This window comes from Zoogloea sp. (assembly GCF_017302315.1).
Taxonomy (GTDB): Bacteria; Pseudomonadota; Gammaproteobacteria; order Burkholderiales; family Rhodocyclaceae; genus Zoogloea.
In genome coordinates this window covers 23,237-44,016 of the sequence record NZ_JAFLDT010000020.1, presented here as the reverse complement: position 1 = coordinate 44,016, position 20,780 = coordinate 23,237, and the positions used below count along the sequence as shown (strand labels likewise).

The following is a 20,780-nucleotide window of genomic DNA, read 5'->3' as shown; positions in this document are numbered from 1 at the left end:
CACCGGCGCGATCACTCAGCCCCGCCCCGTGCGGGGCTTTTTTTGAAATCAGCGGGCAGCCTGGGCAAGAAGGGCTTCGCAGCTACCGATCATCCGTTCCATGGCAAAGGCCTGGGTGAAGTTGGCGTTGCGCTGCTGGTAGGCGGCTGCGCTGGCGGCAAAGGCGGGCGTGGTGAATACCCGCTTGAGGCCCTTTTCCAGCTCCTTGGCCCCCTGCTGGGCGCTATGGAAGAGCCCGCAGCCCGCGGCCTCCACGCGCCGTGAGGTCATGGTCTGCTCCATCTGCATGGGCAGCAGAAAGACCGGCCGCCCGGCCTGGAGCATCACGTCCACCATCCCGCCCGCGTGGCAGACAGCCATCTCCACCTGCTCGCGCACGCTGCGCATCCGCAGGGGCTCGGTACTGAAGGCCAGATTTGCCGCCTGCAGGCGCAGCATGTTCTGGCGGGCGAGGCCCGGGGCGAACACCAGCACACTGGCGTCCAGGCGGGCGAGCGCGGTAACGACCGCATCGAAGTGCATATAGCGGGGCTTCAGGTAGGCGAACACCCGCCGGGCCGGCCCCGCCGGCCAGCGGGGCTCGACCCCCTGATCGAGCGCATTGATCGCGCCCACGTAACACGCAGCATCCCGCGGGCCATAGACGTCGAGTTCCGGCGCGCCGGTAATGTGGGTCACCTCGGCGTCGTAGAGGTCGGCAACGCAGGTCATCGGCGGCGCCCCCAGTGCGGAAAGGGCATGATTGGCGTTGCGCAGCAGCCGCTCTTCGCAGTCCAGCTCCCGCTGGGGCGCGCCCGCCTTGGGGTTCCACCATTCGTAGAGGGGCAGCGGAGTACGCCGCGGTGGCACGGCAAAACTGTTGCCGGTCACGAGGCGCGGCAAACCCAGCCCGCGGCTCGCCAGCAGGGCCGTCGGCGCATGGTCGAAAATCAGAAGGTCGGGCTTGAGCAAGGCCAGCACCGCACGCCAGGCGCGCAGCACCGACAGCAGTCCCGCGGGCTGCAGGAAACCGAACAGGAAGAGCGATTCAGTGAAGTTGATGGGGGCCGGCAAGCCCTGAACCGGCGGCAGCCACAGGGGCGCCTGCAGGAACTCGATCCCGTGCCGACCGAGCATCTCGTCAGCCCGCGAGATATCCCGCAGGATCATGACCGGCCGGTGCCCGCGGGACTTCAGCTCAAGGGCAATCGGCAGGAATCGGCCAATATGGCCGTAGTCGGAACCCAGTTCCCAGATGAGTGCAATCGTGGCCATGATCGGTGGTGGTCGGTCGAAGTGAAGCGGGCCGCCCTCAGGCGGCCCGCAAAGGCTAACCGAAACTGCGAAGCCTGATCAACGCCGACGGCGCCGGAGGGCACCCAGGGCAGCGAGCCCGACGCCCACGAGCGGCAAGCTGGCGGGGGTGGGCACCTGGTTCAGCAAAGAACCGGTCACCTGGAAGTTCGTCCCTCCGGGGGGAAGGGTGGAACTCACGTTGTTGGGATCACCCAGACCGCCGCCAGCGTACGCACTGCGATAGCAGGTACCGCCGCCATAGCCGCCATAGCCACCGTAGCCATCATCCACCACGACGGCAAAGGTCATGGGCTGCTCACCATAGCCCCATTCGCCGCAGGCATAGCTCTCAATGCCGAAACTGCCGACGGCGGTGGACACCAGGTCGAAATCGATGGTCTTGCTCTGGCCGGCACCCAGCACGCCCAGATCAAGCGTTACATAGGTGCCACCCCACGAGTAGGAGTGGTAGCCACCGCTGCTGGACAGGGAAGCACCGTTCAGGGCATTGACAACAGCGACATTGCCGTTGGAGTCGAGCACAGCAGAGCTGTTGTAGAGGCTGGTTGCACCGCTGTTGATCTTGAGATCGTAGCCCACCGAGCCGCTGCCCGCCACGCCGTAGGAGTTATCGATGTAAAGGCCGCCGTAGTAGATGAAGAAATTGAGAGCGAAGCTCGCGTCGCCACCCAGGTTGTTCACCACGTCCAGGCTGCGCTGGAAATGCGACATGCTGTCAAAGGTGCCGGTGCCGGAGGACGAGGCCCGATAGGTACCGTGGTCGTTGCCCCAGGCCGATGCGGACGAGGAGTTGCCGACGACGTCATAAATGGAAATACCATCGGAGACGTAGGTGGAGTTGGTCGTCGGGCCGAAGGTCTGGGTGGTGCCGGGCAGGGTGGCAACGGAGCCATTCACCGTCAGCACATCAGCCTGCGCGGCCCCCATGCTGCCCATGGCCATCAGGGAAGCAACCAGGATCGCAAAATTTCTTTTCATTTATCACCTCTTCGCTCAGTAAAAACAAAGTCCGAGCTTTGGAGCAAGCTTCACGCCAAGAAAACTAACTGATTGAAGAAGAACATGAAAAGTATGGAACCTAGCGGCCGAAACAGGTTTTTGTAAAATTTTCCAGAAACCGGGGCAGCGGGACACGCGCTTGCTAGTTCAGATACATGGATAGCTGACGCCGGGCGCTCATCACGGCCTTTGCGTCCGGACACAGACCAAACCACTCCACCAGCTTATCCCGCGCCTGGCCACGGGCATCCGCCCGGTCGCGCAGCACAACCTCGAGCAGGTGCTCGAAAGCGGCACCCCACTCTCCCCTCCCGGCGAGCGCCGTCGCCAAGGCAAAGCGGGCCTCAAAGTCCTTTGCATCCGCACCGATGCGCGCCGTCAGGGCCGACTCGTCCAGCGCCGAGGCACCGTTCATCAGCTCCAGCCGGGCCTTCAATGACCGCCAGGCCTCGTCCCGGTCCTGGGCCGCAATGGTCTCCAGGCCCGCTGCCGCATCCTCCACGAGGTGGGCATCGAGGAGCGCGCCCACCAGTTCCAGGACAATGGACTGCCGGCCACCGGACAGGCTGGCTGCCTGGCGCAGCCGCTCGGCCCGCAGCAGCGGATCGGCAATGCCCTCGGCACTCAGGCGCAGGCGCTCGGCTTCGTCCGGCAGATGCCCGTCGAGAAAGGCACGCACCTGGCCTTCCAGCAGCGCGCCCGCAAACTCGTCCACCACTTCGCCATTCACGAACAGCTTTACGGCCGGAATGCTGCGCACCGCATAGCGGGCGGCCACCGCCTGGGCTTCATCGGAGTTGATCTTGGCCAGCACGAAGCGACCGCCATACTCGACGGCCAGCTTTTCGAGCAGGGGCTTGAGGGTACGGCAGGGTCCGCACCAGGGCGCCCAGAAATCCACCAGCACCGGCACCCGGCGGGACAGGGCGATGACCGCGGTATCGAACTCCGATTCGCTGACGTCCAGGGAAAAATCACGCATGGGAAGTTGAGCAAGAATGGACAATGGTGTTTAGCATCGGGGCTGGCGGGCGAAGATTCAAGCCCCTTTTTTTAAATGCGTACCGGCGCGCTCCCGGCGGGCAGGTGCCCGAGGGTCAGCACGCACCCTCCCTGGCTGTCTCGGAGCACCTCCATGCCTCTCCTCGCTCGCCTCCTGCTGCCCGTGGTCCTGCTGGCCGCCACCCCCACGCTCCGGGCAGGCGACGCGCAACGCCCCTTCTCCCGCATCCAGGCCTGGGCAGGCAACACCCTGCTGGCCGAGGCCGACGGCAGCGCCAGCGCGGTGACGGCCTACGAGTACGATCTGGACGCCCGGGCCACCATCAGCCATATCGTGGTGAAACCGACGCAGGGCGTCAGTGGCCCCTTCAGCATCGAGGCCCGGGCCGTGACGGTGATGCGTTGCGACTACGAAGGCCCCCATCTGGAACTCGATGGCTGGAAGCAAGGTCTTTCCGCCCCCCGCCTGCTGCGCCGCCAGGGTCAGCGCTTCGTCGTAGACGCCGGTATCCTGGCCATGCCGATGCCGACCTTTCCCCACTACACCTCCCGCGAACTACGCCGGGCGATCCGCGACGCCTACGGGGAGACGGGCTTGGCCAGCACAGACGAGACGCGGACCTGCGCGCCCTTCCTGCGCGGCCATCGCTACACGGTACGCCACCAGGGCGCGGTGGTGCATACGCTACTGATCTATCAGCCTGGCGGCTGCTGAAGCACTCAAAGGGTGTGAAGAAGTCGTCGCGAGCGGTTCGAGTTCGCGCCGAGAAGCGCAGCCGTATAGAGGTACGGTAAAGGGGTACGGTGAGCATCGCAGGGGCGAAATCGGGCTGCGCATTATAGTTATCACACCCTCTCAGATACCCACCGGCCGGGCGCCTGACAAAGCCAGCCAGCCGCGTACCACGCGATACCCCACCCACAGCCCGAGCACCGGGATCATCAGCCAGGCGGCCACCGGGATGCCGATGATGGTCAGCATCACCAGGCCGGACAGCACCAGCCACAGCAGGGTGAACCAGAAGGTGCGGATCTGCCAGCTGAAGTGGCTGTCGAGCCAGGTGCCGCGCACTGCCCCCCGCTTGATGTAGTTGAGAATCACCGCCAGCAGGGACGGCAGGCCGAACACGAAGCCGCCAGCCACGGTGGCCGCCGACGACGTCACGCCCACCACCACGGCAAAGGCATGCAAGAGGTAGATCACGTGGGTGAGGCGCACCAGCGAGGGGCTGACCCCGCGCAGGTCCGGTACGGAAAGGGCTTCATTCATGGGACAGACTCCGTTGAACAGGGGATCAGGCGCATGCCGGCGCGGCACGCGCCACCGTCACTTTACCGCGGCCGGCTGTCCCAGATCTTCTGCAGGCGCTTCACCGACACCGGCATGGGCGTCTTCAGCTCCTGGGCGAACAGCCCCACCCGCAGCTCCTCCAGCATCCAGCGGAACTCCTCCAGCTGCGGGTCGGTGACGCCGGCCTTGGACTTGGCCAGCCATTCACGCTCGAAGGGTTGGGCCAAGCCCTTCCACTCGGCCATCAACTGGGCGTCCCGGGCAGGGCTGGTGCGCAGCTTGTCGATGCGCACCGTCACCCCCTTCAGGTAGCGGGGGATCTGGGCGATACGCTCGTAAGGCAGGGCCACCAGGAAGTTCTTCGGCATCAGTCTGGCCACCTGGGCGTTGATGTCGGCCACCACCTCGGGGAAGGTCTTCAGGCCGGCGACGCGCTTGGCCATGGTGGCGTGCTCGACGATCAGCTGGCCGGTAAGGCGCATCAGTTCCTGGGCCACCAGGGTGATGCGCGGCTTGGCCTCCTGGCAGCGCCGGGCAAAGCCGTCGGCATCGCCGGGCAGCGGCTCCAGCAGGCAGCAGCGCTCCAGGGTGGCGGTGACCAGCTGGGCCTTGAGCTCGGCCTCGGAACCGTAGTTGATGAACTGCAGGGCCAGGTCGCGGATGCCCGGCAGCTTCTCGATGGCCTTCACCTGGGCCGACAGCGCCAGCGCAAACAGGCGGGCCAGGCCGCCCCTGTGCACCTTGGCGGCCTCTTCGGGCGTGTCGTAGGGTCGCAGGGAGACGCTGCCGCCGTCATCGTGGAGGGCAGGAAAGCCGACGATGTCGCGCCCGGCCACCTTCACCTCGAGCAGCTCGGGGAGGGCACCGAAAGTCCAGTCGGTGAAGCCGGCCAGGGCCTTCTCGCCGGTGGGCGCCGCCGCAACTGCAGCCTGCTTGCCTTCCGGTGCGCTCCCCTTGCGGGCAGGCGCCGAGGCCTCCGCCGCCGGCACGATGCGCGCCGACTGAAAACGCGCCGCCACCTGGTCCCGGTACTTGGCCCGCAGCTCCGCCAGGTTGCGGGACTGGCCGATGATGCGGCCGTGCTCGTCCTGGACGCGGAAGTTCATGAAACAGTGGGGGTTGAGGTTCTCCGGGCGGAAGCTCTCCATGGGCAGCTTCAGGGACACCCGCTCTTCCACAAAGCGCTGAAGCATCTTGATCAGTGGCTCGTCCGTATCGAAATCGCCCGCATCGAAGCGCTCCATGAAGACGCCAGCGCTCTCGGCCATGGGCTGCAGGCGGTGGCGGTGCTTCTGGGGAACGGTCTTCAGCAAGGCCATCACCTTCTCTTCCAGCAGGCCGGGCACCAGCCACTCGCAGCGGTTGGCGGGCACCTGGTTGAGCATGGCCAGGGGCACCGTCAGGGTCACACCGTCGTCGGACTCGCCCGGCGCATGTAGGTAGGTGAGCTTGAGCTTCTGCCCCAGCACCTCGAGGCTGGACGGGAAGCGATCGGTGGTGATGCCCTCCGCGTCGTGGCGCATGAGCTGGTCACGGCTTAGCTGCAGGGCCTTGGGCGACTTCTGTTCGGTGCGCTTGCGCCAGGCCTCGAAGCTGGCCAGGTCGAGTACCTCCGGAGGCAGTTTGGCGTCATAGAAGGCGTAGATCAGCTCCTCGTCCACCAGCACATCGGGGCGCCGGGATTTGTGCTCCAGGCGTTCGATCTCGGCCACCAGGCGCCGGTTGTGGGCCAGGAAGGCCATGCCCCGGGCCGGGCCTTCGGCGATCTCGCCCTGGACCAGGCCTTCGCGGATGAACAGCTCGCGGCACAGGGCCGGGTCGATCTCCCGGTAGCTCACCCCCCGCCGCGGATACACGGTGAGGCCGTACAGGGTGCCGCGCTCCCAGGCCCGTACCGCGCCGCTGGCCTTGGACCAGTGGGGCTCGGACACCTGACGCTTGAGCAGATGCTCGCCCACCTCCTCCAGCCACTCGGGCTCGATGCGGGCCAGGCAGCGGCCAAACAGGCGCGAGGTATCCACCAGCTCGGCGGCCATGATCCACTTGCCCGCCTTCTTGGCGATGGCCGAGCCGGGATGGGGCCAGAACTTGATGCCGCGGGCCCCCAGGTAGCTGCCGGCGGCCGGCCCGGAGGCGTCCTCGATCTTGCAGCCCACATGGCCCATCAGGCCGGTGAGCAGGGCCTTGTGGATGGCTTCGTAACTGCCCGGCTGATCGTTCTCCTTCCAGCCATGCTCGGCGCACAGGGTGTGGAGCTGGTTGTACACATCGCGCCACTCGCGCAGGCGCAGCCAGGACAGGAAGTGGGTCTTGCACCAGGCCTTCTGCTTGCTGGAGGTCTCGTGGCGCTGGACCTCCTCCCAGGCCTTCCACAGGTTCCAGAACCACAGGAACTCGGATTTCTGCTCGTGCTCGGTGCCGCGGAAACGGGCGTGGGCCTGGTCGGCGGCGGCCTGACGCTCGGGCGGACGCTCGCGCACGTCCTGGGTGGACAGGGCCGCGGCGATCACCAGCACCTCGGCCAGGCTGCCCCGGTCGCGGGCGGCGAGGATCATGCGGCCGATCTTTGGGTCCAGGGGCAGCTTGGCCAGCTCGCGGCCGATGGGGGTGAGGTTCATGGCCGCCGCCCCCTCCACCTCCTCCACCGCGCCCAACTCGGCCAGTAGCTGGTAGCCGTCGGCCACCATGCGCGGCAAGGGCGCGTCGATGAAGGGGAAGTCCGCCACCTCGCCAAGCTTGAGGGACTTCATACGCAGGATCACCCCGGCCAGGGACGAACGCAGTATCTCCGGATCGGTGTGGGCGGGGCGTTTGTTGAAGTCGTCCTCGTCGTACAGGCGGAAGCACACGCCATCGCTGACCCGGCCGCAGCGCCCGGCCCGCTGGCGCGCCGCCGACTGGGCGATCTTCTCGATCTGCAATTGCTCCACCTTGTTGCGGTGGCTGTAGCGCTTGAGCCGGGCCAGGCCGGTATCCACCACGTAGCGGATGCCCGGCACGGTAAGGGAGGTTTCGGCCACGTTGGTGGCCAGCACCACCCGGCGCCCCTTCGAGGGGGAAAAGACGCGTGCCTGGTCCTGGGCCGACTGGCGGGCGAACAGGGGCAGGATCTCGGTGCCGGCGGCGTGGTGGGCCTTGCGCAGGGCCTCGGCGGCTTCGCGGATCTCGCGCTCGCCGGGCAGGAAGACCAGCACATCGCCGGGGCCGCTGCGGTGAGCTTCATCCACCGCGTCCACCAGGGCGTCGTAGAGGTCGCGATCCGGGCCGCGGTTGTCCTGGCGTGGCGCGGGTTCGCCAGGACGTGCCGGCTTGGGCTCGTCCCGCTCCACCGGCCGGTAACGCATCTCGATGGGGAAGAGGCGGCCGGACACCTCGATCACCGGAGCGGGCGTGTCGCCGCGGCCGAAGTGGCGGGCGAAGCGCTCGGCGTCCAGGGTGGCGGAGGTCACGATCAGCTTCATGTCCGGCCGCTTCTGCAGCAGCTGGCGCAGGTAGCCGAGCAGGAAGTCAATATTCAGGCTGCGCTCGTGGGCCTCGTCGATGATCAAAGTGTCATAGGCCGACAACAGCGGGTCACCCTGGGTCTCGGCCAGCAGGATGCCGTCGGTCATCAGTTTGATGTAGCTCTGGGGGCCGATGCGGTCAGTGAAGCGGATCTTGTAGCCAACGGTGCTGCCCAGCTCGCTCTTCAGCTCCTGGGCGATGCGGCTGGCGGTGGCCCGGGCGGCGATCCGCCGCGGCTGGGTGTGGCCGATCAGGCCGGCAACCCCGCGGCCCAGTTCGAGACAGATCTTGGGCAGCTGGGTGGTCTTGCCGGAGCCGGTTTCGCCACACACGATGACCACCTGGTGCTTGCGGATGGCCTCCGCGATCTCGTCCTTGCGCTGATTGACCGGCAGGTCTGGGGGGAAGTCCGGCTTGGGCAGGCCGTTGGCGCGGACAATCAGCCGGGCAGCGGAGTCGGCAATGCGCAGACGCAGCGCTTCGGGCAAGTCCGCCAGACTGCGGGGGCGAGCGGGCAGCCGGCGCAGATCGCGGCGCAGGGCCGGGCGATCTGCCGACAGGCACTGTTCAAGGAGGGAATACGGGTCTTGCCGGTCTTGCGGAGAGGCCATCGGGATTGCAACGGAAGCGGGAAATCGATCGGGAACGAGGACGAGGGATCAGGCGCGCAGGTTGTGCACTGTCCACATGCCCAGCGCGGTCATCGACAGGGAGCCGAACAGATGCAAGGCGGCGGCACCGGCCGCCCAGGCATAGCGGGCCGTATCAACAAGGTGGACGACCTCTGCCGAGAACGTGGAAAACGTGGTGAGACCACCCAGAAAGCCGGTCACGACGAACAAACGCACCTCGGGAGGCAGCTCGGGGCGAAGGGCAAACACGGCCACTGCAACCCCCACCAGATAGCCGCCAAGCAGATTGGCCGCGAGGGTGCCGAGGGGCATCTGGGACAAAACGGGGTTGAGGCGCAGGCCCAGCCACCAACGCAACCAGGCGCCGAAGGCGGCACCAAGGCCGATGGCGGCAAGGGAAAGGACGGGGAAATGGGGCGCGTGGCTCGGCATGGGTGCGATTTTACTCTGCCCGGGCTCCGGCTGCCCGCCACACCGCGGGATCGGGCGACGACGTGACTTATTTCCTCAAGCCACCTTCGTCCGGGCCGATATCCGCTGCGACAGACCGTGATGGGCAGGCGTGTTGCCAAGACCCGATCCCGTCGCCTGCCGCACGTCGCCTCGCGCCCGGAGATCCGATGGACAAGCCCGACCAAATCACCAACGACGCACCACCCCTCCTTTACCAGCCCCGCTTCGACGGCCGGAGCGGCCTGCTCGTCGGGGCGAAGCTCTACGTGGTCACGCCCCGTCGCCAGGACAATGTGGTCATACGCAGTGCCGACCCGGCAGGCCTGGCGTCGCTAGGGCACGGTTGCCGACAGGCCAGCGCATGGAACTCGGTCAGCGGACGACACCTGTTCCTGACCGTGGGTGCCCACCTGGAGGCACTCTGCGATCCGGACTTTGCCAGCGCCCTGAACAGCGTACTGCTGGAATCCCGACTGGACCCCGGATGCCTTGAACTCAACATCATCACCGGACAGGGAGACATCCCCGACACGAGCGCGGCAACCCTCCGGCACCTCAAGGCCTGCGGCGTCCGCTTCATCATCAGCGCCGCCAGCCAGTCCAACGCCCTTCTTGCCTGGACGGGACGCCTCCCGGTGGACGGCATCGAGGTGCCCGCCGGACTGGTCCAGAACGTCACAACCGACCCCGAAGGCGTGGCCATTGTCCGGGCGCTGGTCACCCGGGCCCACAACATGAATCTGAAGGTGTGCGCCAAGGGCATTGCCAGCGCCCATTCCGCCTCGGTGATGCAGGCCTGCGGCTGCGACTACCTCCAGGGGCCGCTGCTGTCGGGCGCGGTACCTCCTGAGGCGTTCGGGGCACTGCTGTCCAGGGATGAGCCCCTGGACGGAAGCCTGATGCACCACCCCACGACCGAGCGGACGCTGCTCCTGGTCGATGATGAGGAAAACATCCTCTCTTCGCTGCGGCGGCTTCTCCGCCGCGACGCTTACACCATCCTGACCGCCACCAGCGGCAAGCAGGGGCTCGAAATCCTGGCCTCCAACCGGGTGGATGTCATCGTCTCCGATCAGCGCATGCCGGCCATGACGGGGGTCGAGTTCCTCCATAAGGCCAAGGACATGTGCCCGGATACCGTGCGCCTCGTGCTGTCCGGCTACACCGACCTCCAGTCGGTCACCGACGCGATCAACGAAGGGGCCATCTACAAGTTCCTCACCAAGCCCTGGGACGATGCAATGCTGCGGGCCAATATCGAGGAGGCCTTCCGGCGCAAGGCCATGTCCGACGAGAACCAGCGTCTGGCAGCCGAGCTGCACCACGCCAACCAGGAACTGGAGCGCATCAACGAGCGCCTTACCGCCGTTCTGGCCGAGCGGGAGCGCCGCCTCGGCCTAGACGAAGCCGCCCTCAGCCTGACCCAGGAAGCACTGGCCGTGATGCCCCTGCCGGTCCTCGGCGTGGATCCCGACGGCATGATCGCCTTTGCCAATGGCGCCGCCGAAAATCTCTTTTCCGACCAGGCGCCCCTGCTTGGCCTGGGGGCCGAAGAGGTTCTTCCCAACGAGTTCCGCGGGCTGCTCCAGACCGGCACCGGTCAGGTGGAGCTGCACTGCGGCACCCGGCTGTTCCGGGTCGAGGCCCACCCCCTCGGCGCCCGGTCGCCGCACCGTGGTTGCCTGCTGACCTTTACCTGTCGTGCCGATGTGCCATGGATGACACCCTGACACTCCCCCTCGCCGACGTGCTGCCGGGCATCGTGCTGGCCGCCCCGGTCCTCGACCACTCGGGCGCCGTGCTTCTGCCTGCCGGACTCAGTCTCACCGAGGCGCAGCTGGACGGCCTGCGACGGAGAGACGTCGCCACGCTCCTCGTGATACGCCCCGAAGATGCCGAAGCACGGGCGCGCAAGCAGGAGAGAATCCGCGCGCGGGTCATGTACCTGTTCCGCCATACCGCCGATGACGCCGGCTCCCAGGCCCTGCTGCATGCCGTGCTGGCCTTCCGCCAGGAGACCGGCCAATGACTCGCCTCGAGGAGATGGTCAGCCACGTCCAAAAGCTGCCGGCCATGCCGGTGGTGGCCATGGAGGTTCTGCAGTCCATGAGTGGCACCGACACCGACATCGACGCGCTCGCGAAGCGCATCGCCCAGGATCAGGCCATCGCGGCCCGGGTCCTGCGGGTCGCCAACTCGCCCTTCTACGGGCTACAGTCAAAGGTTGGCTCCATCCACGATGCGATCGTCGTGCTCGGCCTTTCTTCGGTACGTTCTCTCGTGCTGGCCGCCGCCGTCATCACGGGCCTGCCGGGGGGGCGTTGCCCGGATTTCAGCCAGAGCCGCTTCTGGCGGCACGTTCTCGGCGTAGCCGCTGCCGCCCGGGCCCTGGCCCGCCCCCTCAGGCGCCCACCCGAACCCCTTTTTGTCGCCGGGCTGCTCCACGATATCGGCCGGCTGGCCATGATGACGATCTACCCCGAAGATCTCTGCCGCGTATTGGCCGAAGTCCAGGCCCGGGACTGCACGCTGTTGGAGGCCGAGCGCCGGCATTTCGGTTTTGACCACGCCAGGGTGGGGGCAGAGCTGGCCCGGCGCTGGAACTTTCCCGCCGACATCGTCGACGCCCTGGCCTGGCACCACGACCCTGCCCAAGGTATTCCAGGGGGGCTCGCCGGTATCGTTCACTACGCGGACGCAATTGCCCACGCCCTGGATCTGGATGGCGCCGCAACGGGCCAGGTGCCGCGCCTGGACGCCCAAACCGTGGACGCGCTGGACCTTGGCTGGGAAGCACTGAACGGGGTGCTGACCGAAACCCGGGCCGGGTTTGACAGCTTCGAGACCCTGCTGGGATAGACCATGACGGCCCCAACCAACGTGTATCCCTTGCCCGGCACCCTTTTCCCCCTCGCCGATTCGCTCAGTTCAGGCCTGCTGCTGCATCGGGGCGGCAAAGTGCTTTATGCCAACAAGGCCATGTCCCGGCTGAGCGGATTCACCCCGGCGGAACTCATCGAAAAGGACTTCTGGGCCTTCTACCCCGCCAGCGTCAGCAATACCATCCGCGAGCGGGGTCAGGCCCGGCTGGAAGGCGAACATGCCGTCGGCCGCTACGAGACGCTGCTGCTCACCAAGTCGGGCGATGAGCGCTGGGTCGAACTGGTGGTTTCCCATCAAGAGATCCAGGAGAAGCGGACCATCGTCTGCAACTTCATCGACGTGACCGAGCGCAAGCGTGCGGAGGCAGCCCAGAAGCAGGCCCAGCAACTGCTGACCCAGATCATTGATGCCGACCCCGTCCCGACCCTGGTCATCAATGCCCGGCATACCGTCACCCACTGGAACCGCGCCTGCGAGCAAGTCATCGGACTGAAAGCCAGCAAGCTGATCGGAACCTGCGATCAGTGGTCAGCCTTCTACCCCGAGAAACGCCCGATCATGGCCGACCTCATTGTGTCGGGGCAGATCGAAGACATGCTGAGACTTTATGGTGGCAAGAAGCTCCGGCGCTCTCCGACCATCGAAGGCGCCTACGAGGCGGAGGACTTCTTTCCCAACATGGGTGAAAAAGGGCGCTGGCTCTACTTCACCGCCGCCCCCCTGCGCAATGCCCTGGGCGAGGTCATCGGTGCCATCGAGACGCTCCAGGACATCTCGGAGCGCAAGTCCGCCGAAATGGAACTCCTGCGCATGCATGCCGACCTGGAAGCCAAGGTGGCTCGCCGCACCGAGGAGCTACAGCGGGCCAAGGCCAGCCTCGAGGACGACATTGCGCGCAGGGAGCAGGCGGAGGAGGAATTGCTCAGGCGTTACGCTGAACTGACCGAACTCAATGTGCGCCTGCAGGACACCCGTCAGCAACTGGTCCAGTCCGAGAAGATGGCGTCCATCGGCCAGCTCGCGGCCGGCGTGGCCCATGAGATCAACAATCCCATCGGCTATGTGAATTCGAACATCCGTAGCTTGAAGGGCTATGTCGAGCAGTTGCTGAGCGTCGTGAGCTGCTACGAAGAGGGTGAAGCAGCCCTGCCGCCCGAACACCGGGCCAGGATCGAGGCAGCCAAGAAGGCCGCGGACTTCGACTACCTGCGTGAGGATATCCACCAGTTGCTCGGCGAATCCGAGGAGGGCACCAACCGGGTACGCCAGATCGTCCAGGATCTGCGCGATTTCTCCCGCGCGGAGACGACCCAGGACTGGCAAGCCGCCGACCTGCACCACGGGCTGGACAGCACCCTCAACATCGCCAGCAACGAAATCAAGTATCGGGCCGACGTGGTCCGCGAGTATGGGGAGCTGCCCCTGGTGGAGTGTCTGCCCTCCCAGCTCAACCAGGTTTTCATGAACCTCTTCGTGAATGCGGCCCAGGCCATGCCCGACGGGCGCCGGGGCACCATCACCGTTCGCACGGGCCGGGATGGGGAGATGGTCTGGATAGAAGTGGCCGACGATGGCCAGGGCATCCCCCCCGATGTTCTCGACAAGGTCTTCGACCCCTTCTTCACCACCAAGCCCATCGGCAAGGGGACGGGCCTGGGGCTGTCCCTGTCCTACGGCATCGTCAAGAAGCACCGCGGCACCATCAGCGCAAGCAGTACCCCCGGGGCGGGGACTCGCTTCCGCATCACCCTTCCCGTTCATCAGGAGGCATCTGCCGGAGCCCAAGAATGAGTACATCCACCGAAGAGAGTTTCACCCTGCTGTGCGTTGATGACGAGGCAAACATCCTGTCATCCCTCAGACGCCTGTTCCGCCCCCATGGCTACAAGGTGCTGGTCGCCGGAGGCGGTGCCGAAGGGCTGGAGATGCTGAGCCGGGAACATGTGGACCTGATCATCTCCGATATGCGCATGCCGGGGATGGACGGCGCCACCTTCCTGGCCGAAGCCCGCCGCCGCCATCCGGACACGGTGCGCCTGCTCCTCACCGGCTACGCGGACATGGAATCCACTGTCGCCGCCATCAACGCCGGCCAGATTGCGCGTTACATCTCCAAGCCCTGGAATGATCAAGACGTCGTGCTGACCGTCCGGGAAGCCCTTGAGCGCAAGGCCCTCGAACGCGAGAAGGCCCGCCTGGAGGCGCTTACCCGCAGCCAGAACGAGGAACTCAAGTCCCTCAATGCCAGCCTTGAGGAAAAGGTCGAGGCCCGAACCGGCGAGCTGAAAATCGCCCACGAGAAGCTCAAGCAGAGCTTCCTGACCTCCATCCGGGTGTTCTCCAATCTGATCGAACTACGCGAAGGTGTCAGTTCTGGCCACTCCCGCCGGGTGGCGGACCTGGCCCGCAAGATCGCCATCAAGCTCAACTTTCCGGCCACCGAGGCTCAGGACGTGATGCTGGCCGGGCTGCTCCACGATGTGGGAAAGATCGGCCTGCCCGACGAACTGCTGTCCAAACCCGTATCTCACATGAGCGGGGACGAACTGGGCCTGCTACGCAAACACCCGGTCACCGGCCAGGCCGTCCTGATGGGCCTGGAGAACCTGCGCAAGGCCGGCAGTTTCATCCGCGGGCACCACGAACGCTGGGATGGTCAAGGCTACCCGGACCGGCTTTCCGGTCTGGCCATCCCCTATGGGGCACGCGTACTCGCCGTCGCCAACGACTTCGACGCCCTGCAGATCGGCACCCTTTCGCCACGCAAGCTGAAGCTGGAAGAAGCCGTGGCTTTCATCCAGCAGAACCGTGGCAAGCGCTATTGCCCCCAGGTGGTGGACGCCCTGGTGGAGGTACTGGGCGCGACCGAAACGATGGTCAGCACGGGCAACGAACTCAGCCCGTCCTCCCTGAAGCCCGGCATGGTGCTGGCGCGCGATCTGGTCACGCGGGACGGCGTGATGCTGCTGGCAGCCGATTTTGTGCTCGACGAGAGCCTGATCCGTCAGTTGCGGGAGCTGGAAGCCACCGAGGGACATCGCCTGTCCATCGCCATTCGCCCGGCACAGCGCGGCGCGTGACCCCGGGGAGGGTACTTGCAGTCCCAGAGCAGCCCGGGACTATCCCGCCGCTGTGCACCCTGCCAGCCCGATCAATGGGTTTGCCGAGCCGCACGCCAGGGAAACCGGGCGCCAGCCGTCGCAAGATCTAAGGGCTGCTGAAGGAACCCGGAAACATGCCCTCATCCTTCCCGACCAAGGGCAGGGACAAGCCGGGGGGCAGCCGGATGCCGCTCTGCAAGGCCTGGGAGAGCATCTTGGCCGACATGGGCCGTGCAAACAGATAGCCCTGGATCAGATGGCAGCCGCGCTGGTGCAGCGCAGCCAACTGGGAGATCGTCTCGACGCCTTCAGCGACCACCTCCAGGCCGAGGCTGTGTGCCAGCCCGATCACCGCTTCGACGATTGCGATCCCCTGACCATCGTCCAGTTCGCTGACAAAGGATCTGTCGATCTTCAGGGTATCCACGGCCAGACGGCGTAGATAGGCAAGGGATGAGTAGCCCGTGCCGAAATCATCCACAGCCACCCGCACACCCATTTCCCGCAACTGGGCCAGGATGCCCGTGGCGTAATCCAGGTCACGCATCAGCACCGTTTCGGTGAGCTCAAACTCGATGCGCGAGGCCGGCACACCGGCCTTGGCCAGTTCCGCACGCACGGTCGGGATCAGCTGGGCGTCCATGAAATTGACCCCCGAGAGATTGACGCTGATCCGGAAGCCGGGGGGCATGTCGGCCTCCAGCTCGGCAATGTCGGCGCAGACGCGCTCGAAGACCTCGCGGCTGAGGGGCACGATCATGCCCGTTTCCTCGGCCAGGGAGATGAACTCGGGTGGCGGTACGGGCCCGCGCCCCATGTGAGGCCAGCGCACGAGCGCCTCTGCTTTCACAATAATGCCGGTCGCCGCATCGACGATGGGTTGATAGACGACCCGCAATTCATGCTCCCCGATGGCTCGGCGCAACTCACCCTCAAGGGTGAAGCGCAGAAAGGCAGCGATCTTCATCTCCTCGGAAAACAGGGCAACCGGCTCGCCATTGGTACGCTTGGCCCGGTTGAGGGCCGTCTCGGCGGCCTTCAGGAGGGCGTCGGCGTCGCCGGTATGATCAGGCATCACCGCAAGCCCGATGCGGGCAGACAGGGTGATGTCCTGCCCGGGCACGTGGATGGGGGCACGCACCACACCCAGCAAACGATGGGCAACCGCCACCGCCTCATCCAGGTGCCCCACGTCCGGCATCAGGATACCGAATTCATCGGCGGCCAGACGCGCCACCTTGAAGCTGGGCAGGGCACCTCCGCCAGCCGGCTCGGCGGGCGCCCGGTCGCCCATGCACTCCCGCAGCCGGTGGCCGATGACCTGAAGCACCTGATCCCCGCGCTCGGGACCCAGGCTGTCGTTAATGCGCGCGAAGCGGTCGATATCCACCACCATCACGGCACATCGGCTGTCGTTGCGCAGGCAGCGCACGGCTGCGCCAAGAAGGTTTTCGCGGAAGAACTCCCGATTGGGGAGCCCGGTGAGGTGGTCATAGTACGCAAGCTGACGGATTCGCCGCTGGGCATCGACCTGATCGGTGATGTCCTGGGCGCTGCCCTCCATCACCAGTCCGGCCCCTTCGCTTGAGTCCCCGGGCTCCACGGTTTCAACAACGGTGCGGACGCTGCCATCTGGCCATACCACCCGATAGGTGAGCTGGAAGCCGACGCCGCGGCGGGCGCCTTCAAGGGCCGCTGCCACAAGGGGCCGGTCCGGCAGATAGACATGGTCCAGCACAGCCTCCATCCCTGCGCCGAAAGCGCTGGCTGGCTGGCCAAAAAGCCGGTAGTACTGATCGGAGCGCTGCACCCGGTCATCTCCGACGAGCCACTCCCAGCTTCCGAGGCGGGCGATGCGCTGGGCGTTGGAAAGGCTTTCCTTGTTGCGCGTCAGCTCCTTCATGACCTGGGCCGAACGCAGTACGTAACGAATGCGGAAACGCAACAAGGTCCAGTTGATCGGCTTGGAGATGAAGTCGGTGGCCCCGACGTCGAAAGCGCGTTGCACGGAGTCGCCATCATCCAGCCCGGTGAGCATGATGATCGGCACCAACGCACCATTGGGCCGGGCACGCATCTGCTCGCAGACCTCGAAGCCGCTCAGACCGGGCATCATCACATCCAGCAGCACCAGATCCGGCACGGCCGCGTCGAACATGCCGAGCGCCTGTGCACCGTCTTGCGCCTCCAGCGTCGCGAAGCCCCCTTCGCGCAGCGCCTCGGAGGCCATCAGGCGGGTCAGGGGGTCATCGTCCACAACAAGTATTCGGGCGCTTTCAGTTGCCGTCATCGTTCCATCAGGCTGTCAGCCCGATCCAGTAAATCCACGCCGATCAGCTTCTCCCGCAGGAGAACCTGTTTGCAGGCCGCCCAGGCCTCGGCAATGGCATCAATATCCGCACCGGTCGGGGTTCCGCCGGACTTGATCCGTTCGTCCAGGCTACGCGCCCGGCTGGCCAGCCATGTTGCACCGACCGCCAGGCAGCCCGATTTCATCTTGTGGGCAAGCGCCCGCACCGCCTCGGCGTCGGCGCTCTCAACGCCCACCCGCAAAGCCAGCAGGTTCCGCTCGGTCTCGCCCACGAAAAGGGGAATCAGCCGCTGCAGCATCGGAGAGGCACGATTGCCGTTCACGCCGGGCAGGGACATCAGGAGATCCATGTCCATGGCCGGCTCAAGGTTCCGGGTCGCCGCCTCGGACTCCGGGAAAGCCCGGGGTGCCGACCCATCAGGATCGGACGGCAGCGCATCGCGCAGCCAGCGACTCAATACCGCCCATAGCTGCTCCCGCGACACAGGCTTGACCAGGTAATCGTCCATTCCTGCGGCCAGACAGGCATCGCGATCCTCCTTGAGCGCGTTGGCCGTCAGGGCAATGATCGGCAAGCGCGGCCAGCCAGCCCGGGCCTCGTGGGCACGGATACCCACGGTGGCCTGGCGGCCGTCCATTTCAGGCATCTGAATATCCATCAGGACCAGATCGAACCGCTCCGCACAGCATCGCTCAAGCGCCTCACGGCCATTCTCGGCCACCGAAACGCGGCATCCAAGGGATTGCAGCACGACGGTCACCACTTCGCGATTCACCGGGTGATCCTCGGCCACCAGCACATGGGCGGCAAGGGTCTTCCCCGTGGCGGACAGTGCCGCATCGGGTTGCGCCAGCTCAGTGATCAGAAAGCGGCGAATCTCGGCCCCGATGAGGGGACGCGCCACCGTGACGGTGGCACCGGCCGCACGTGCTTCGTCCTCGCCCTCTCGGCCGACACCGACCACCGCCGCCAGCTGCGGGCAGCCGCGACGAGCCCGCAGACTGCCGAGCGACGCAAAGCACCCGCCGCCCCCGAAGGGGGCATCCACCACCAGCCAATCGAAGCCCGTGCCGTCGGAAAGCATTTCATCCACAGCCGGCAGGTCGAACGCAAATTCGCTGCGACACCCCAGGAACGCCAACTGCTCGGTGAGCTCATCGCGCAGCAGCGGATCCGCGATGGCCAGCAGGGCGGTACGCCCCATCAGGGTCGGCCGGCCCGGGTCCGCCGAGGAATCAACACCCAGTTCAAACTCGACCCAGAAACACGACCCCTGCCCCGGCTCCGTGACGTAGCCGATTTCGCCATTCATCAGCTCAACCAGTTGCTTTGCAATGGAAAGACCGAGCCCGGTTCCGCCGAAGCGCCGCGCCATGGAATTGTCGGCCTGGGAGAAGGACTGGAAGAGCCGCGCACCGGCCCCACTGGGCACGCCGATGCCCGTGTCACGCACTTCAGCGCGCAGGCGCATACAACCCGTCCGTTTACCGGTGACCCGGGAGATATGGATGGCGATCTCGCCCTCCTCGGTAAACTTCTGGGCGTTCGACACCAGGTTGTTGAGCACCTGACGGACGCGCAGCGCATCACCCACGGCCGATTCCGGCACCTCCCGGTCGATGTGCAGGCGCAGCAGCAGCCCGCGTTCGTGGGCTGAGGTGGCAAACAGGGCCGCCACCTGGTCTACAGTGTCGCGAAGCGAGAACGGCAGGCTCTCGAGTTCAAGGCGGCCTGCCTCGATTTTCGATACATCGAGCACGTCGTTGATGATTTCCATGAGCGCACGGGCGGAGTGGTCGAGCATATCAACAAAGTGCCCCTGGCGCTCCACCAGGGGCGTCTGCCGCAACAGGCCTATCATGCCCATCACGCCGTTCATCGGCGTACGGATCTCGTGGCTCATGTTGGCCAGGAACTGGGACTTGGCTTTACTGGCGGCCTCCGCCTGTTCCTTGGCTGCCTGGAGTTCCGCGGTACGGACAGCCACTTCGGACGCCAGGTGCTCCCGGTGCAAGGTGAGCTCCCGGTCACGGACGGCGATCTCACCCAGCATGCCATTGAACCCGGCGATCAGCTCACCCACTTCATCTGCATACCCCGCCGGGGCACGCAGGTCGTAGCGCTTCTCGGCGCCCACCTCGCGCACGACCTGGGCAAGCTGCTGCAGCGGATGGACGATCATCCCCCTCACACGCCGGATGAAAAGACCGGCTGCCACCAACCCGACAAGCAACCCGAACACGGCAAAGCCGATCCAGAGCACAATCCGGCGCAGGATGGAATGCAGATCAAATTCAATGACCAGCACCCCGAGATCCTCACCATCACTGCGCAGCGGCTGGGTGACGAGGCGCTGAAGCAGCCCACCCTGTACCGTACCCGGGGCGGCTTCCTGGCCGGCGCGTAGCTTCAATGCGGCGATTCCCGCCGCATCCTCGCCTAGATCGGAAGGGTAGCTTGCAAACACGGAACCATCCGCGCGCACGAGCATTGCCGTGGCCACGCGCTCGTGGTAGCGCAACGATGCCAGCAGTGTGCGTGCCACCTGCGGATCGTCGAACCGAAGGGGTGATATGGCGCTGTCCGCAACGATTTCGGAAAGCGTCATGGCATCTTCGTCGGCACGCCGCAGTTCCGTGCGGACCTCGATGATGAAGATCGTTAGCAAGGCGACACCAAGGGCAATCAATACGCTCAGGATGACCACGATGCCGAGCTTGGCGCCGATGGGGCGGTCACGCAGCGGCTTCATCGGGACGCCCTTTCGGTGCCGAACACCTGTCGCCCGAGGCGCAAAAGCTGGGAACTGGCGCGAAGGCCGTCCCTGGCCAGGGTCGCCTGATTGATGTCGAAACGGACCCGATCATCTTCAGTGACCATCCCTATGCCTCCGCCCGCCTCGGCGAAGCCCTCGATATCGCTGACGGAGAGCACTCCCCGACCTGCCAAGCCGCGCAGGATCAAGCCCAAACGGCGCTCCTCCGAGCCGGAGACAAACACGAGATGACACTCCAGGGCCTGCTCAAGACTATCCACCGGACGGAAGCGCACCTCGCGCCCCTGCACCTGCCGTCCGTCCAGGCCAAGCAAAGCCCCCCCGAACGGATCACGGCCGAGCACGCACAGGCGCAGCACCGCCCCCAGCGGCAAACGACTGGCCGGCCATTCCACGTAGCGGGCGAAGTTGATCAGGTAGGCCGCCTTGATCTGGTACTCGCCGGGCTGGGAGGCCACCACCACGGGCAGCCCCGCCAGCCCGAGGGCCAGGAACAATGCGAACCGGGAGAGGTGGCGCAACACCGGGCAA

General features: G+C 65.8%; 15 protein-coding genes. 6 read left to right on the top strand and 9 right to left on the bottom strand.

Translation table 11 applies throughout. The features are described 5' to 3' along the window. Positions 1–48: 48 nt before the first annotated feature. The 3 genes from J0L98_RS08625 to J0L98_RS08615 form a co-directional block, all read right to left on the bottom strand. Positions 49–1,254, bottom strand: coding sequence for a hypothetical protein (locus J0L98_RS08625; RefSeq protein WP_296411277.1), 1,206 nt, complete (start codon positions 1,252–1,254; stop codon positions 49–51). Positions 1,255–1,332: 78 nt separating this feature from the next. After that, positions 1,333–2,274 carry a hypothetical protein gene (locus J0L98_RS08620; RefSeq protein ID WP_296411276.1) on the bottom strand — a complete coding sequence of 314 codons (942 nt, stop codon included), beginning with the start codon at positions 2,272–2,274 and terminating at the stop codon, positions 1,333–1,335. 163 nt (positions 2,275–2,437) lie between these two features. Next, on the bottom strand, positions 2,438–3,277 hold the full coding sequence (locus tag J0L98_RS08615) for a tetratricopeptide repeat protein (RefSeq protein WP_296411273.1): 840 nt from the start codon (positions 3,275–3,277) through the stop codon (positions 2,438–2,440). 153 nt (positions 3,278–3,430) lie between these two features. Here J0L98_RS08615 and J0L98_RS08610 point away from each other — a divergent pair, with 153 nt between their 5' ends. Then, positions 3,431–4,012 carry a hypothetical protein gene (locus J0L98_RS08610; RefSeq protein ID WP_296411272.1) on the top strand — a complete coding sequence of 194 codons (582 nt, stop codon included), beginning with the start codon at positions 3,431–3,433 and terminating at the stop codon, positions 4,010–4,012. A 141-nt stretch (positions 4,013–4,153) separates the two neighbouring features. Here J0L98_RS08610 and J0L98_RS08605 read toward each other — a convergent pair whose 3' ends face one another. The 3 genes from J0L98_RS08605 to crcB all read right to left on the bottom strand — a co-directional run bounded on the left by J0L98_RS08605 (position 4,154) and on the right by crcB (position 9,156). Then, complete coding sequence (locus J0L98_RS08605) at positions 4,154–4,567, bottom strand: hypothetical protein (RefSeq protein ID WP_296411271.1); 414 nt, start codon at positions 4,565–4,567, stop codon at positions 4,154–4,156. Positions 4,568–4,629: 62 nt separating this feature from the next. After that, positions 4,630–8,703: an ATP-dependent RNA helicase HrpA gene (hrpA, locus tag J0L98_RS08600; RefSeq protein WP_296411269.1), complete on the bottom strand. Its 4,074-nt coding sequence runs from the start codon at positions 8,701–8,703 to the stop codon at positions 4,630–4,632. 48 nt (positions 8,704–8,751) lie between these two features. Next, the gene (crcB, locus tag J0L98_RS08595; protein WP_296411268.1) at positions 8,752–9,156 is read right to left on the bottom strand and encodes a fluoride efflux transporter CrcB; all 405 of its coding nucleotides are present in this window, start codon (positions 9,154–9,156) and stop codon (positions 8,752–8,754) included. Positions 9,157–9,344: 188 nt separating this feature from the next. On the opposite strand from crcB, the gene J0L98_RS08590 reads away from it, so the two are divergent. From J0L98_RS08590 to J0L98_RS08570, 5 genes are read left to right on the top strand one after another with little or no spacing between them, the layout of a single operon-like run. Further along, positions 9,345–10,907 carry an EAL domain-containing protein gene (locus J0L98_RS08590; RefSeq protein ID WP_296411266.1) on the top strand — a complete coding sequence of 521 codons (1,563 nt, stop codon included), beginning with the start codon at positions 9,345–9,347 and terminating at the stop codon, positions 10,905–10,907. Then, the gene (locus tag J0L98_RS08585; protein WP_296411264.1) at positions 10,892–11,206 is read left to right on the top strand and encodes a hypothetical protein; all 315 of its coding nucleotides are present in this window, start codon (positions 10,892–10,894) and stop codon (positions 11,204–11,206) included. Before J0L98_RS08590 ends, J0L98_RS08585 begins: the two co-directional genes overlap by 16 nt. Continuing rightward, the gene (locus J0L98_RS08580; protein WP_296411263.1) at positions 11,203–12,036 is read left to right on the top strand and encodes an HDOD domain-containing protein; all 834 of its coding nucleotides are present in this window, start codon (positions 11,203–11,205) and stop codon (positions 12,034–12,036) included. The genes J0L98_RS08585 and J0L98_RS08580 overlap by 4 nt, the downstream gene beginning before the upstream one ends. A gap of 3 nt (positions 12,037–12,039) precedes the next feature. Continuing rightward, positions 12,040–13,851: a PAS domain S-box protein gene (locus tag J0L98_RS08575; RefSeq protein WP_296411262.1), complete on the top strand. Its 1,812-nt coding sequence runs from the start codon at positions 12,040–12,042 to the stop codon at positions 13,849–13,851. Next, a complete protein-coding gene (locus J0L98_RS08570; RefSeq protein ID WP_296411261.1) occupies positions 13,848–15,140 on the top strand; it encodes an HD domain-containing phosphohydrolase in 1,293 nt (430 codons plus the stop codon). Before J0L98_RS08575 ends, J0L98_RS08570 begins: the two co-directional genes overlap by 4 nt. Before the next feature lie 127 nt (positions 15,141–15,267). Here J0L98_RS08570 and J0L98_RS08565 read toward each other — a convergent pair whose 3' ends face one another. The 3 genes from J0L98_RS08565 to J0L98_RS08555 are packed head-to-tail and all read right to left on the bottom strand — an operon-like array spanning position 15,268 to position 20,773. Next, positions 15,268–17,451 (bottom strand): EAL domain-containing protein, encoded by a 2,184-nt coding sequence (locus J0L98_RS08565; RefSeq protein WP_296411259.1) that lies wholly within the window; start codon positions 17,449–17,451, stop codon positions 15,268–15,270. Then, complete coding sequence (locus J0L98_RS08560) at positions 17,448–20,225, bottom strand: response regulator (protein ID WP_296411258.1); 2,778 nt, start codon at positions 20,223–20,225, stop codon at positions 17,448–17,450. The genes J0L98_RS08565 and J0L98_RS08560 overlap by 4 nt, the downstream gene beginning before the upstream one ends. Continuing rightward, entirely contained in the window at positions 20,222–20,773 is a 552-nt protein-coding gene (locus tag J0L98_RS08555) for a YfiR family protein (protein WP_296411257.1), read from the bottom strand. The genes J0L98_RS08560 and J0L98_RS08555 overlap by 4 nt, the downstream gene beginning before the upstream one ends. Between the last annotated feature and the right edge of the window lie 7 nt (positions 20,774–20,780).

Coding starts and splice junctions, on each gene's coding strand:
- J0L98_RS08625 (WP_296411277.1), bottom strand. CDS start 1,254: ATGGCCACGATTGCACTCATCTGGGAACTGGGTTCCGACTACGGCCAT.
- J0L98_RS08620 (WP_296411276.1), bottom strand. CDS start 2,274: ATGAAAAGAAATTTTGCGATCCTGGTTGCTTCCCTGATGGCCATGGGC.
- J0L98_RS08615 (WP_296411273.1), bottom strand. CDS start 3,277: ATGCGTGATTTTTCCCTGGACGTCAGCGAATCGGAGTTCGATACCGCG.
- J0L98_RS08610 (WP_296411272.1), top strand. CDS start 3,431: ATGCCTCTCCTCGCTCGCCTCCTGCTGCCCGTGGTCCTGCTGGCCGCC.
- J0L98_RS08605 (WP_296411271.1), bottom strand. CDS start 4,567: ATGAATGAAGCCCTTTCCGTACCGGACCTGCGCGGGGTCAGCCCCTCG.
- hrpA (WP_296411269.1), bottom strand. CDS start 8,703: ATGGCCTCTCCGCAAGACCGGCAAGACCCGTATTCCCTCCTTGAACAG.
- crcB (WP_296411268.1), bottom strand. CDS start 9,156: ATGCCGAGCCACGCGCCCCATTTCCCCGTCCTTTCCCTTGCCGCCATC.
- J0L98_RS08590 (WP_296411266.1), top strand. CDS start 9,345: ATGGACAAGCCCGACCAAATCACCAACGACGCACCACCCCTCCTTTAC.
- J0L98_RS08585 (WP_296411264.1), top strand. CDS start 10,892: ATGGATGACACCCTGACACTCCCCCTCGCCGACGTGCTGCCGGGCATC.
- J0L98_RS08580 (WP_296411263.1), top strand. CDS start 11,203: ATGACTCGCCTCGAGGAGATGGTCAGCCACGTCCAAAAGCTGCCGGCC.
- J0L98_RS08575 (WP_296411262.1), top strand. CDS start 12,040: ATGACGGCCCCAACCAACGTGTATCCCTTGCCCGGCACCCTTTTCCCC.
- J0L98_RS08570 (WP_296411261.1), top strand. CDS start 13,848: ATGAGTACATCCACCGAAGAGAGTTTCACCCTGCTGTGCGTTGATGAC.
- J0L98_RS08565 (WP_296411259.1), bottom strand. CDS start 17,451: ATGACGGCAACTGAAAGCGCCCGAATACTTGTTGTGGACGATGACCCC.
- J0L98_RS08560 (WP_296411258.1), bottom strand. CDS start 20,225: ATGAAGCCGCTGCGTGACCGCCCCATCGGCGCCAAGCTCGGCATCGTG.